This window comes from Cellulophaga sp. HaHaR_3_176, from assembly GCF_019021925.1.
In the GTDB taxonomy this organism is placed as follows: domain Bacteria; phylum Bacteroidota; class Bacteroidia; order Flavobacteriales; family Flavobacteriaceae; genus Cellulophaga.
The window spans coordinates 2,649,446-2,662,232 of the sequence record NZ_CP058990.1 but is presented as its reverse complement, the minus strand read 5'-3'; the positions used below and the strand labels follow the sequence as shown (position 1 = coordinate 2,662,232).

At 32.8% G+C, this 12,787-nt stretch carries 12 protein-coding genes; 5 read left to right on the top strand and 7 right to left on the bottom strand.

Annotated features, from left to right (window positions below):
* Positions 1-33: 33 nt before the first annotated feature.
* The 7 genes from groL to miaB form a co-directional block, all read right to left on the bottom strand.
* Positions 34-1,662 (bottom strand): chaperonin GroEL, encoded by a 1,629-nt coding sequence (gene groL / locus H0I23_RS11770; RefSeq protein ID WP_216783492.1) that lies wholly within the window; start codon positions 1,660-1,662, stop codon positions 34-36.
* 93 nt (positions 1,663-1,755) lie between these two features.
* Positions 1,756-2,034: a co-chaperone GroES gene (gene groES, locus H0I23_RS11765; protein WP_216783491.1), complete on the bottom strand. Its 279-nt coding sequence runs from the start codon at positions 2,032-2,034 to the stop codon at positions 1,756-1,758.
* A gap of 153 nt (positions 2,035-2,187) precedes the next feature.
* Positions 2,188-2,541, bottom strand: coding sequence for a preprotein translocase subunit SecG (secG, locus tag H0I23_RS11760; protein ID WP_216783490.1), 354 nt, complete (start codon positions 2,539-2,541; stop codon positions 2,188-2,190).
* The gene (locus tag H0I23_RS11755; RefSeq protein ID WP_216783489.1) at positions 2,538-3,482 is read right to left on the bottom strand and encodes a stage V sporulation protein AA; all 945 of its coding nucleotides are present in this window, start codon (positions 3,480-3,482) and stop codon (positions 2,538-2,540) included. The genes secG and H0I23_RS11755 overlap by 4 nt, the downstream gene beginning before the upstream one ends.
* Before the next feature lie 9 nt (positions 3,483-3,491).
* The gene (locus H0I23_RS11750; RefSeq protein ID WP_216786072.1) at positions 3,492-3,998 is read right to left on the bottom strand and encodes an LptE family protein; all 507 of its coding nucleotides are present in this window, start codon (positions 3,996-3,998) and stop codon (positions 3,492-3,494) included.
* A gap of 39 nt (positions 3,999-4,037) precedes the next feature.
* Complete coding sequence (locus tag H0I23_RS11745; protein ID WP_216783488.1) at positions 4,038-5,309, bottom strand: sigma-54-dependent Fis family transcriptional regulator; 1,272 nt, start codon at positions 5,307-5,309, stop codon at positions 4,038-4,040.
* A 15-nt stretch (positions 5,310-5,324) separates the two neighbouring features.
* Complete coding sequence (gene miaB, locus H0I23_RS11740; protein WP_216783487.1) at positions 5,325-6,770, bottom strand: tRNA (N6-isopentenyl adenosine(37)-C2)-methylthiotransferase MiaB; 1,446 nt, start codon at positions 6,768-6,770, stop codon at positions 5,325-5,327.
* Between the two features lie 145 nt (positions 6,771-6,915).
* Here miaB and H0I23_RS11735 point away from each other — a divergent pair, with 145 nt between their 5' ends.
* The 5 genes from H0I23_RS11735 to H0I23_RS11720 all read left to right on the top strand — a co-directional run bounded on the left by H0I23_RS11735 (position 6,916) and on the right by H0I23_RS11720 (position 12,729).
* Complete coding sequence (locus tag H0I23_RS11735; protein WP_216783486.1) at positions 6,916-7,587, top strand: class I SAM-dependent methyltransferase; 672 nt, start codon at positions 6,916-6,918, stop codon at positions 7,585-7,587.
* A 640-nt stretch (positions 7,588-8,227) separates the two neighbouring features.
* A complete protein-coding gene (locus H0I23_RS16805) occupies positions 8,228-8,596 on the top strand; it encodes a hypothetical protein (RefSeq protein WP_254073598.1) in 369 nt (122 codons plus the stop codon).
* A gap of 35 nt (positions 8,597-8,631) precedes the next feature.
* Positions 8,632-8,817 carry a hypothetical protein gene (locus H0I23_RS16800; RefSeq protein ID WP_254073597.1) on the top strand — a complete coding sequence of 62 codons (186 nt, stop codon included), beginning with the start codon at positions 8,632-8,634 and terminating at the stop codon, positions 8,815-8,817.
* Between the two features lie 228 nt (positions 8,818-9,045).
* Entirely contained in the window at positions 9,046-11,559 is a 2,514-nt protein-coding gene (gene topA / locus H0I23_RS11725; protein WP_216783485.1) for a type I DNA topoisomerase, read from the top strand.
* 12 nt (positions 11,560-11,571) lie between these two features.
* The gene (locus tag H0I23_RS11720) at positions 11,572-12,729 is read left to right on the top strand and encodes a formimidoylglutamase (protein WP_216783484.1); all 1,158 of its coding nucleotides are present in this window, start codon (positions 11,572-11,574) and stop codon (positions 12,727-12,729) included.
* Positions 12,730-12,787 lie beyond the last annotated feature (58 nt).

Genomic DNA, 12,787 nt, shown 5'->3' with positions numbered 1-12,787 from the left:
GCGTTTTTTAGTTTTACCTGTAGCGTTTTGTAACTACATCATTCCTGGCATACCGCCACCCATTGGTGGGCCTGCAGGAGCATCTTCTTTAATGTCAATTAAGGCACATTCTGTAGTTAAGATCATGCCAGCAACAGAAGCAGCATTTTCTAATGCAACTCTAGTAACCTTTTTAGGATCAATAATACCAGCTTTCATCATGTCTGTGTATACTTCAGCTTTAGCATCGTAACCAAAATCACCTTTACCTTCTAATACCTTAGAAACAACAACAGATCCCTCGCCACCAGCGTTTTCAACAATTGTACGTAATGGAGCTTCAATAGCTCTAGCTACAATTTGCATTCCTGTTTCTTCATCAGCATTTTCAGCTTTTAAGTTAGCTAAAACAATTTTAGCACGAACAAGAGCAACGCCACCACCAGCTACAATACCTTCTTCAACAGCAGCTCTAGTTGCGTGTAATGCATCGTCAACTCTATCTTTTTTCTCTTTCATTTCTACTTCAGAAGCGGCACCTACATAAAGTACAGCAACACCACCAGAAAGTTTAGCTAAACGCTCTTGTAGCTTTTCTTTATCGTAATCAGATGTAGTAGATTCGATTTGAGCTTTTATTTGGTTAACTCTTGCTTTAATATCTTTAGCAACACCAGTACCATTTACAATAGTAGTGTTGTCTTTATCGATAGATATTTTTTCACAAGTACCTAATAAATCTAAAGAAGCATTTTCTAAGTTGAAACCTCTTTCTTCTGAAATTACAGTACCACCAGTTAAAATAGCGATGTCTTCTAACATTGCTTTTCTTCTATCTCCAAAACCAGGAGCTTTAACAGCTGCGATTTTTAAAGAACCTCTTAATTTATTTACTACTAATGTAGCTAATGCTTCACCATCAACATCTTCAGCAATAATTAAAAGTGGCTTACCTGATTGAGCAACTGGCTCTAAAACAGGAAGAATGTCTTTCATTGTAGAAATCTTCTTATCAAAAAGCAAAATATAAGGATTCTCTAATTCAGAAACCATTTTTTCAGAATCTGTAACAAAGTAAGGAGAAAGGTAACCTCTGTCAAACTGCATACCTTCAACAACATCAACATAAGTATCGGTTCCTTTAGCTTCTTCAACAGTAATTACACCTTCTTTACCAACTTTTCCGAAAGCCTGAGCGATTAATTCACCTATAGTTTCATCATTATTAGCAGAGATAGAAGCAACTTGTTTTATCTTGTCAGAAGAATCACCAACTTTTTTAGCTTGTTTAGCTAAATCAGCAACAATTGCTTCAACAGCTTTGTCGATACCTCTTTTCAAGTCCATTGGGTTTGCACCCGCAGCAACATTCTTTAAACCTTCTTTTACAATAGCTTGTGCTAAAACTGTAGCAGTTGTAGTTCCATCACCAGCTAAATCATTAGTTTTAGAAGCAACTTCTTTAACCATTTGAGCACCCATGTTCTCAAGAGGATCAACTAATTCAATTTCTTTTGCAACACTAACACCATCTTTAGTAACTACAGGAGCTCCGAAAGATTTGCTAATAATTACGTTTCTACCTTTTGGTCCTAAGGTAACTTTTACTGCATTTGCAAGAGCATCAACACCTCTTTTAAGGCCATCGCGTGCATCTATATCAAATTTAATATCTTTTGCCATCTTTGTGTTTTTTAGTTTTTAATCTCAATTAAAAAAGAGATCTTTTATTTTTTTTAAAATAATCTAAAGGTTTCTGCAAGTGCAGAAGTGAGATTAAATTATAGCTAGAATATCGCTTTCTCTCATCATCAGGTAATCAGAACCTTCTAATTTAAGCTCAGTACCAGCATATTTACCATAAAGAACAGTGTCACCAACTTTAACGGTAACGCTTTCGTCTTTCGTTCCAGGTCCTACGGCAACAACTTTTCCTTTTTGAGGTTTTTCTTTTGCAGTGTCAGGAATGAAAAGTCCAGAAGCAGTCTTTGTTTCAGCTGCCATTGGCTCAATAAGAACTCTATCTGCCAATGGTTTAATGTTAACTTTAGCCATATGATTATATTTTTTAATTTGATTATATATTGTTTCTATTTAATGGCAGAAATTATGCCATTGCTTATTAACTGACAGTTTGTAGAGTTTATAAAACAAAAAATGCCAGCTTGTCATTTGAGAAGCTGGCATTTCATTATTTTTTAATAGTATTTATTCCGAATCAGGAGCAGTTGTTTCTGTTGGAGTAGGAATTGTTTCTGGTAAAGCATCAGGAAGCGTGTTCTCGATGTCGTTACCTTGTAATAATTTAGAATCTTCTTGTTTAAAATTATCTTTTAACGAGATGTTTGATAAAAGAATTAAAACAATTAAAATAGTTGCTAAAGTCCAAGTACTTTTATCTAAAAAGTCTCCTGTTTTTTTAACTCCACCAACAACTTGGCTACCACCGCCACCAAAAGATGAAGAAAGTCCACCGCCTTTAGGGTTTTGTACCATTATAACCAACATTAATAAAATACTTACGATGATGATTAGGATTAAGAATATTGTAAACGTGTTCATTTATTTTCTTTTTGTATTTTCTGTACTAATTTTATTTGGCTTGCAAAGAAACTACTTTTTTTCGGATATTTCAAACTTAAAATTTTGTAAGCTTGAATTGCTTTTTTATATTTTTTTTGCTCTAAATAAACCTTGGCTAAAGTTTCTGTCATCAACTCTTTTTTATCTATTTGAGTTGATTGCTCAATTTCTAATACTGGAGCATTTTTTTCTTTAGGGACTATCTTGGGATTCTTTTGAATGAACTGATCTATAAGGTCAAATTTTTTCTTTTTCAATTCGTCTTCTTCAGATGTATTACTATCTGTGATAGCGGTGGAGGGTGCTTCTTTTTTAACTGCAGGAAGAGTATTGTTTTCCGTTCTTTCAATCGGTTTTTGAGAAGCTAGTTGCATCCATTCGCCAAAAGAATATTTATCTTTTTTTGAAAAAGGAAGGGGGTTACCTATCAGGTTTTCTTTCGCTTTTTTTTTTGTTTCAGCAATTTCAAGATCTATTTTCGGATCTTTAGAGCTAAATAAAGAGGGGTCTAAAATTTGCTCAGCATCTTTTATATTCTGAGGTAATGCCTTTTCTTGTTCATCAGTGTTAACTAATAAATTATCAATTACCTTATCAGCAACAATAGTTTCAAATTCTATTTCTTGATCATTTATAGCTATCGATTTGCCAGAAATGCTATCTGCAATCGTATTTTGAACAAATTCTTTAGAGGTTATAAAATCAAATAAGATATCTCTATCAGCAGTATATGCAGCAGTTGTTTTTAAAGAGCTGTTATATTTAAAGCTATTTAAATTTCTTAATCCTTTTAGTTGTATAGCTCTTGCAGCTTGAAAATAAGGAAACTCATCTAGAATATCATCTAGCTGATTTGTTTGCACAGGCGAGACTACCTTTTCAGGGTGTTGTAATAAATATGTGAAATCGGATACATTCATATTATTTGTTTACCAATCTGCTAATGATGCGCTAAAAATATCTTGTGTAATACGTTCAAAAATTTCTTCTAAAGCAGCACTCTTTACACTAGCTAAAGTTGATGTTGCTGGGTAATCATAAAAATAAGAAAATCGTTTTTCGAAATCAACATCTTCTTTAGTGGTATTGAAAAAACGCACATTAACTCCCATCGTTAATCTATTTTGTGCAGCAGTTTGATCAGCAGTTGCTGTCATTGGTGAAATTCTAAATTCAGTTATCTCGCCTTCATATAATAAGTCTCCATTAGCTGTTACCAAATCTAAACTTGTTTGATTTTGAATCAAGTTTTGTAATGCCTGTGTAAAATCTCTGTCTAAACCCGGTTCAAAAGTAGAGCCAGGACTCTGTGTTGCGTAATTTTGAAAGTATCTAACTTCAAAAGTTTTAGCAGTACCTTGATCTCCGCCTGTAAAATTATAAATACCACAACCAGAAAGTGTAGTTGTTAGAAGTATTAGAACTATGTATGTTATATATTTTTTCAATTGTATTTTTTTAAGTAAAATAAAAACCTATAAGTCGTATTGCTTAATTTTTCTATATAATGTTCTTTCTGATATACCTAATTCAGCAGCAGCAGCTTTTCGTTTGCCTTTGTTACGTTCTAAAGATTTAGTGATTAATTCTATCTCTTTTTCTTGTAAAGATAGGGTTTCTTCAACTTCTATTTCTTCGGCAAAATGATATTTGTCTTCAACCAAAGGTTTGTTGTAGCTTGGTTCTGTTTTAGGTTCTGGTAGCTGCAAAACGTCATTTGATTCTTCATTTTCATGTGAAAATTCTTCATCATCGTCTTCTCCGTAAATTTTACGAATTAAATTTTCATTCTCTTCTTGCACCTTATCAGTGTCATTATTCTTTAATAACTCTAAAGTAAGTTTTTTAAGGTCATTTAAATCACCTTTCATATCAAACAATACTTTGTAAAGTATCTCTCTCTCATTACTAAAGTCGCCTTCTTTTTTATGTTTATCTATTACTGCAGGCAGGTTGGAGTCGTTTGCGTTTGGTAAATAACCATGTAAAGTAGCTACTGAAATAGCTCTTTTTTCTTCTAAAACAGATATTTGTTCGGCAATGTTTCGTAATTGTCTAATATTACCTGGCCACCTATATTTTAAAAGTAAATGAACAGCATCATCATCTAGCCTAATTGTTGGCATTTTGTATTTCTGACCAAAATCTGAAGCAAATTTTCTAAACAATAAATGAATGTCCTCTTTACGCTCTCGTAAAGGTGGAATTGCAATTTCCACAGTGCTTAATCTATAGTATAAATCTTCTCTGAATTTTTCTTTTTTAATCGCTTCAAACATGTGCACGTTTGTAGCGGCTACAATTCTAACATCTGTTTTTTGTACTTGAGAAGACCCTACTTTTAAAAATTCTCCATTTTCTAAAACACGTAATAATCGGACTTGAGTAGTTAGTGGTAGTTCTCCAACTTCATCTAAAAAAATAGTTCCACCATCGGCAACTTCAAAATAACCACTACGGGTTGATGTTGCACCAGTAAAAGCCCCTTTTTCATGACCAAATAGTTCACTGTCTATGGTTCCTTCTGGTATTGCACCACAGTTTACTGCAATATATTTTGCGTGCTTTCTATGAGAAAGAGAATGAATTATTTTAGGAATAGCCTCTTTACCAACACCACTTTCTCCTGTTACTAAAACAGAAATATCTGTTGGGGCTACTTGGATAGCTTTTTCAATTGAACGATTTAATTTTAAATCATTACCAATAATTTCAAATCGTTGTTTTGTTGCTTGTACAGATTCCATTAGTGTTAATCTTTTTTATTTGTCTGCAAGTTTTACAGCCTCACCAAGTAGGGTTGCAGAAGTACAATCAGTTATTTTTACTAAAACAAATTCACCTACACTGTAATTTTCTTTTGCAAAAATTACAACAGCGTTTTGAGAGTTTCTTCCCATCCAATGTTGATCAGATTTTTTTGAAGGACCTTCAATTAAAACTTCTTCAATTTTTCCTAAGTGTTGTTTTGTTCTATAATGACCAGCTTCACGCTGAACAGCAATTATTTCTGCTAATCTTCTTTTTTTCGTTTCTTCAGGTATGTCATCTTCTAGCTTTCGAGCAGCCATTGTTCCTGGTCTTTCTGAGTAAGAATACATATAACCAAAATCATACTGCACTCTTTTTAAAGCGTTCAATGTATCTTGGTGATCTTCCTCTGTTTCTGTAGGAAAGCCAGAAATCATATCTTGAGAAATTGCACAATCAGGCAGTATTTTTCTAATATTATCAATCAATTCAAAATACTCTTCGATAGTGTGTAACCTGTTCATTTCTTTTAAAATACGGTTACTTCCGCTTTGTACAGGTAAATGTATATGATTACAAATATTGTCGTGTTTTGCAACCGTTTCAATAACATCAAGCGTCATATCTTGAGGATTTGATGTTGAAAAACGAATACGCATTTTTGGAAATGTTTTTGCAACCATATCTAACAAAGCAGAGAAATTCACTGCTGTTGCTTTTTGCATTTCAGATGCGTTAACAAATTCCTTTTTTAAGCCGCCACCATACCATAAGTAGCTATCTACATTTTGACCTAATAGGGTAATTTCTTTAAAATTTTTATCAGAAAGCTCTTGTATTTCTTTTAGAATAGATTGTGGTTCTCTACTACGTTCTCTACCTCTGGTAAAAGGTACAACGCAAAAAGTACACATATTATCACAACCTCTAGTTATCGATACTAATGCACTAACCCCGTTTGTGTTTAATCGAACAGGGGCAATATCGCCATAAGTTTCATCTTTAGATAAGATTACATTTACGGCATCTCTACCTTCATCTATTTCTTGAATAAGGTTTGGTAAATCTTTGTAAGCATCTGGGCCAACAACCATATCTACAATTTTTTCCTCTTCTAAAAATTTGCTTTTAAGTCGTTCAGCCATACAGCCTAAAACCCCCACCTTCATATGTGGTCTTAGTCTTTTTACAGCGTTATATTTTTCTAATCGTTTGCGAACAGTAAGTTCTGCTTTTTCGCGAATAGAACAGGTGTTTACTAAAACTAAATCAGCTTGTTCAAGCTCATTTGTTGTGTCAAAGCCTTCCTTAGCTAAAATAGATGCTACAATTTCACTATCAGAAAAATTCATAGCACACCCATAACTTTCAATATAAAGTTTACGGTTGTTACCTAAGGTTTTGTCAAGAACTAAAGGTTGTCCTTGGTTTTCTTCATCAATAATCTTCTCCTCCATGCGGTATGATAATCAACTGAATAATTAATTAGTTTGCAAAGATAAGATTTTTACGAGCGTTCTGTCATATTGGCAGTTAAAAATTCGTGAAATTTGTAACTGGTTTATCAATAATGATTTTTACATTGGTTTTGAAAATATTTTTATGGGTAAAGAAAAGAAAGTTTTGAATGAAAAAAAAAGATGGTCTACTAAAGCAGTTATGACTCAAATTTATAATCAGCACATGTGGGGAGGGGCAGATTATGATTTTTATTCAGGTACAGGTTCTCACGATTCTAAAATTGTAACGCCTTATGTTAAGGTTGTTTCTGAATTTTTAAAATCTTTTAAAGAGCCACTAACGGTTTGTGATTTAGGTTGCGGAGATTTTAATATTGGTAGGCAGCTTGTTCACTACACTAAAAAATATGTTGCTATTGATGTTGTAGATGCTCTGATTGAGAGAAATCGAAATTTTTTTAAGGAGAATAATTTAATTTTTCAATGTTTAGATATTTGTAAAGATGAAATACCAAATGCAGATTGTTTAATGGTTAGGCAGGTAATGCAACATTTGTCAAATACAGAAATAAACACTCTTGTTGAAAAATTTAAGAAATTCAAATTCGTAATAATTACAGAACATTTACCATCTAATGATTTTGAACCAAATGTAGATAAGATTACGGGGCAGGGTATTCGATTGAAAAAGAAGAGCGGAGTAGTCATTACTAAGGCTCCATTTAATTTAAAACCATCAAAAGAAGAGCTGTTTTTAGAGGTAGATTATGATGATAAGAGTGTTATAAAAACTATCGTTTATCAAAATTTTTGATACTATTTTATTTTAGTTCTCAACCAATATGCATTTGATGTATCTATTTAATAACCACTAAAAAAACAAATAGGTATGAAAATTAGAATTGTATTGTTGTTTATTTCTCTTAGTCTTGGTTTTTTTCTTGTGATGACGATGATGATAATAAATATGCTGAATATTTAGTAGTAAGGCCATTAAATATATCTGTGGAAGAGTTTAAAAGCGACATAAGTGTTTTTCCTCCAAAATTTATTAAAGAGTCTGGTGAAATTTATGCTTATAAAGATTATATTTTTATAAATGATAAATATAAAGGAATTCATATAATAGAGACCCAAATGCGCCTGAAAAAGTAGCTTATTTAAAAATAGCAGGGAAAGTCGATATTTCTATCAAAAATGAATTTTTATATGCAGATAGTGTTACAGATTTAGTGGTGCTAGATATTTCTGATATTAATAATATTAAAAAAGTGGAAAGGTTAGAAAACGTTCTTCAAAATAATGTTATTTGGCCTGTAAATGTTGATTTTGTGGAGTATGACGTAGTAGATTTTTCATAAGAAATAATTGTTGGTAGGGAAACTATTACAGAGCGTAGATCAATTGAGGAATATGAGAACAGATTTGGAGGGTCAAGTGTTCTTTTTGCAGAGATGACGAATGATGTAGTTGTAGGGCAAGGAGGCTCTTTAGCTCGCTTTAAAATTGTGAAAGATTATTTGTATACAGTAGATAGTCATAATATAAACGTCTTTAATATTGAAAACTTAAATAGTCCAGAAAAAGTAGAAAGTGTGCATGCGGGCTTTGATATTGAAACTATTTTTAATTTAGGTGACAATCTTTTTTTAGGAAGCAGAAGCGGAATGTATATCTATGATATATCATCGCCATCTAAACCAGTTTCTGTTTCAGAATTTCAACATGGTAAGACTTGTGACCCTGTCGTTGCTGATGAAAATTATGCGTATGTAACATTGCGTAGTGGTAACTCATGCGGAGCTACAAAAAGTAGTTGTTAATAATTGATGTTAATAATTTGTCGAATCCTAATTTAGTGAAGTCGTATGCAATGGACAGCCCTTATGGTCTTGGAATTAAAGGTGATAAGATTTTTGTTTGTGATGGAGACTCGGGATTAAAAGTATATGATAAAACAGATGTAGAGAATTTAATACCATTAAATCATTTTAATGATATAAATACTTTTGATGTAATTCCGTTAGAAAAAGTTTGCTTATGATAGGAGAAGAGGTGTTGTATCAATATGAATATTTAGAAAATGAAATGAAATTAATGAGTACGTTATTATTAAAATAAGCATTAAAGTTTAGAGTTAAAAACTAATAAAAAACACACTGCTTTAAGTGTGTTTTTTAATGTTTAATTTGGTCTTTTTTGCGCCTATATATAAAGGAAGCAAGTTTAAATAAAAAAATTGGTATACTTTTGTAATACCAAAAACTAGTTAATGGCAAAGAATTTAGTAATCGTAGAGTCTCCAGCGAAAGCAAAAACAATTGAGAAATTTTTAGGAAAAGACTTTAAAGTAGAATCCAGTTTTGGTCATATAGCCGACTTACCATCAAAGGAGTTAGGCGTAGATGTCGAAAATGATTTTAATGCAAAATATATTGTAAGTCAAGATAAAAAAGCTTTAGTCAAAAAATTGAAAGATTTAGCGAAGAAAGCAGAAACAATATGGCTTGCGAGTGATGAAGATCGCGAGGGAGAGGCTATTTCTTGGCATTTAGAACAAGAACTTGGTTTAGAAAAATCTAAAACAAAACGTATTGTTTTTAATAGCATTACTAAGTCAGCAATACAAAAAGCAATAGAAAACCCAAGAGAGATTAATTACGATTTGGTAAACGCCCAACAAGCAAGGCGTGTATTAGATAGATTAGTGGGGTATGAGTTGTCGCCAGTTCTTTGGAAGAAAATTAAACCAGGTCTTTCAGCAGGTAGAGTTCAGTCAGTGGCTGTGCGTTTAATTGTAGAAAGAGAAAGAGATATTGATGCTTTCCAAACAGAAGCGTCATTTAAAATAACAGCACAATTTAAAACTAGTGCAGGAAGTATTTTTTCAGCTAAACTGAATAAAACATTTCCATCTAAATCAGCAGCAAATACATTCTTGAAAAAGAATATGAGTTCTGATTTTGAAGTAGCTAGTTTAGATCAGAAGCCTGCTAAAAAATCGCCAGCAGCACCATTTACAACATCTACATTACAGCAAGAAGCTTCTAGGAAACTATATTTTTCAGTAAGTAGAACCATGCAAGTTGCACAACGTTTATATGAGGCAGGGTTAATTACCTACATGAGAACTGATAGTGTAAACTTATCGAAAGAAGCTTTAGATGCTGCGAAAGAGGCAATTGAAGAAAATTACGGTAAAGAGTATAGTAATACACGTAATTACAAAGGAAAATCAAAAGGAGCACAAGAAGCACATGAGGCTATTCGCCCTACTGATATGAAACTTCAGTCAGTTTCGTTAGAAAGAGATCAGACAAAATTATACGAACTTATTTGGAAACGTACTTTGGCATCGCAAATGAGTGATGCGCAATTAGAGCGCACCAATGTTAAAATAAGTTGTTCAGGCCATACCGATGAGTTTAGTGCTAACGGTGAGGTTATCAAATTTGATGGTTTCTTAAAAGTATATATGGAAGGCCTTGATGATGAAGATACATCAGAAGAGCAAGAAGGTATGCTTCCTGCAATGAAAAAAGGAGAAGCTTTAGGAAATAATTATATCACGGCTACAGAACGTTTTTCAAGACCACCATACCGATTTACAGAAGCATCATTAGTAAAAAAGTTAGAAGAGCTCGGTATTGGTAGACCATCTACTTATGCACCGACAATTTCGACAGTACAGAATAGAGGGTATGTAGAAAAAGGTACAGTTGAAGGTGTTGAAAGAGAATATGTTCAGTTGGTTTTAGAAAATAACGCCGTTAAAGAAAATAACTTAACGGAAACTGTAGGGTCAGAAAAAGGAAAATTAGTGCCTACGGATATAGGTATGATAGTTACTGACTTTTTAGTAAGTCATTTTTCTGGAATTATGGAGTATAATTTCACTGCAAAAGTTGAAGAAGACTTTGATGAAATTGCAGAAGGAAGAGAGGATTGGAAGAAAGTGATGAAGGATTTTTATAAAGATTTTCATCCAAAAGTAATAGATGTTGAAGAAAATGCAGATAGAGCTAGCGGCGAGCGAATTTTAGGTACAGATCCAAAATCTGGACGACAAGTTTTAGTTCGTTTAGGTAGGTTTGGGCCAATGGTTCAGATAGGAACATCTGAAGAAGAAGAAAAGCCTGTTTTTGCTAGTTTATTGCCAGAGCAATCTTTAAATACAATTAGCTTCGAAGAAGCAATGGAGCTATTTACATTGCCAAGAACATTGGGTAATTATGAAGGGGAAGAAGTACTTGCTAATGTGGGTAGGTTCGGACCTTATGTGAAGTTTGGTGATAAATTTATATCTCTAGATAAAGGAGAAAGCGCTTTCGATGTTGTTTTAGATAGAGCAATAGAACTTATTGTAGCTAAACAAAAGGCAGATGCTCCTATATTTAATTATGAAGATAAAGAAGTAACTAAAGGTACAGGGCGTTTTGGACCATTTATTAAGTGGGACGGAATGTTTATCAACGTGAATAAGAAATACGATTTTGATAACCTATCTACAGATGATATCATTGAGCTTATTGAAACCAAAAAGCAGAAAGAAATAGACAAGGTTATTCATGATTGGAAAGAAGAAGGAATTAGGGTAGAAAAAGCACGTTGGGGAAGACATAATGTATTAAAGGGTAAAATTAAAGTTGAATTATCTAAAGAAGTAGATGCAACTAAAATTACTTTAAAAGAAGCAATTGCTTTAATTGAGGCTAAAACTCCCAAAAAGAAAGCTAAAGCCAAAGCAAAACCTAAAGCGAAGCCTAAGACGAAAGCAAAAAAGTAAGTATAGAAAATTATGGCATTTGATTTTTTGGTTCCAGTTAATGATAAAATATTAGCTCACTGTGAACTTCTACCGGCACAGGCATTAGGAAATAAAATACATAAACATTCAGAGCGGAAGGGTTTGCCAGTTTTAGCAAATGCTTCTTTTGCTCTTATAGGTGTTAATGAGTCTCGAAATGCTTTTGAGAAAAAACCAAAATCTTTAAATATTTCTGATATCCGTCTTCAATTATATAAGTTGATGATAGGTAATTGGAATAGTACTATTGTAGATTTAGGTGATATTGAAGAAGGAGAAACAGTAGAAGATACTTATTTTGTTGTAAGACAGGTTGTTGCTGAGTTGCTTGAAGAAGATGTAATACCGATTGTAATAGGTGCAACACAAGATATTACATACCCAACATACAGAGCTTTTGACGGATTGCGGAACATGGTAAACTTAGTATCGGTAGATAGTAGGTTTGATTTTGGTCAAGAAGATGAGCTTATTTCATCACATTCTTACATTAGTAAGATTATTACAGATCAACCCAATAACCTTTTTAATTTCTCAAACTTAGGGTATCAAAGTTATTTTTGTGCTCAAGAAGAAAAAGACCTTATGGATCGTCTTTTCTTTGATGGATATCGTTTGGGTGAAATTTCGTCTGATATATCTTTAGCGGAACCTGTACTTAGAGATGCCCATATTGTTAGTATTGATTTACGATCAGTTAAGGCTAGTGAAGTTTCTTTTTCAGAAAATTTTTCACCTAATGGGTTTGATGGTAAAGAAATATGCTCAATAGCGAGGTATGCGGGTATAAGCGATAAGGTAAAAGTTTTTGGAGTTTATGAAGGAGAAAACAGTCCGCAGTGTTATCAGCTAATAGCACAGATAATATGGTACTTTATAGAAGGCCATAATTATAGGGTTGTAGAGTCGCCATTTATAAAGAGTGAAAATTTTACAAAATTCATTGTGCCAACAGATGCTGATGATTTAATTTTCCATAAAAGTAGCATGACAAATCGTTGGTGGGTAGAAGTGCCTACTATTTTAACATCACATAATAAATCGGAATTAGCAGCGTTATTACCTTGCACGGAGAAGGATTATTATGATGCTTGTAATCAAATTATTCCTGAAAGGTGGTATAAAGCCTATAAAAAAGGCTTTAATTAAATTAAAAAATATTAATAACATAATACAATTAAACACAATAAAACATATAAAACGTAGT

What these genes read in the sequence shown, in the direction of transcription:
- groL (WP_216783492.1), bottom strand. Translation starts at nt 1,662, where the DNA reads ATGGCAAAAGATATTAAATTTGATATAGATGCACGCGATGGCCTTAAA.
- groES (WP_216783491.1), bottom strand. Translation starts at nt 2,034, where the DNA reads ATGGCTAAAGTTAACATTAAACCATTGGCAGATAGAGTTCTTATTGAG.
- secG (WP_216783490.1), bottom strand. Translation starts at nt 2,541, where the DNA reads ATGAACACGTTTACAATATTCTTAATCCTAATCATCATCGTAAGTATT.
- H0I23_RS11755 (WP_216783489.1), bottom strand. Translation starts at nt 3,482, where the DNA reads ATGAATGTATCCGATTTCACATATTTATTACAACACCCTGAAAAGGTA.
- H0I23_RS11745 (WP_216783488.1), bottom strand. Translation starts at nt 5,309, where the DNA reads ATGGAATCTGTACAAGCAACAAAACAACGATTTGAAATTATTGGTAAT.
- miaB (WP_216783487.1), bottom strand. Translation starts at nt 6,770, where the DNA reads ATGGAGGAGAAGATTATTGATGAAGAAAACCAAGGACAACCTTTAGTT.
- H0I23_RS11735 (WP_216783486.1), top strand. Translation starts at nt 6,916, where the DNA reads ATGGGTAAAGAAAAGAAAGTTTTGAATGAAAAAAAAAGATGGTCTACT.
- H0I23_RS16805 (WP_254073598.1), top strand. Translation starts at nt 8,228, where the DNA reads ATGACGAATGATGTAGTTGTAGGGCAAGGAGGCTCTTTAGCTCGCTTT.
- topA (WP_216783485.1), top strand. Translation starts at nt 9,046, where the DNA reads ATGGCAAAGAATTTAGTAATCGTAGAGTCTCCAGCGAAAGCAAAAACA.
- H0I23_RS11720 (WP_216783484.1), top strand. Translation starts at nt 11,572, where the DNA reads ATGGCATTTGATTTTTTGGTTCCAGTTAATGATAAAATATTAGCTCAC.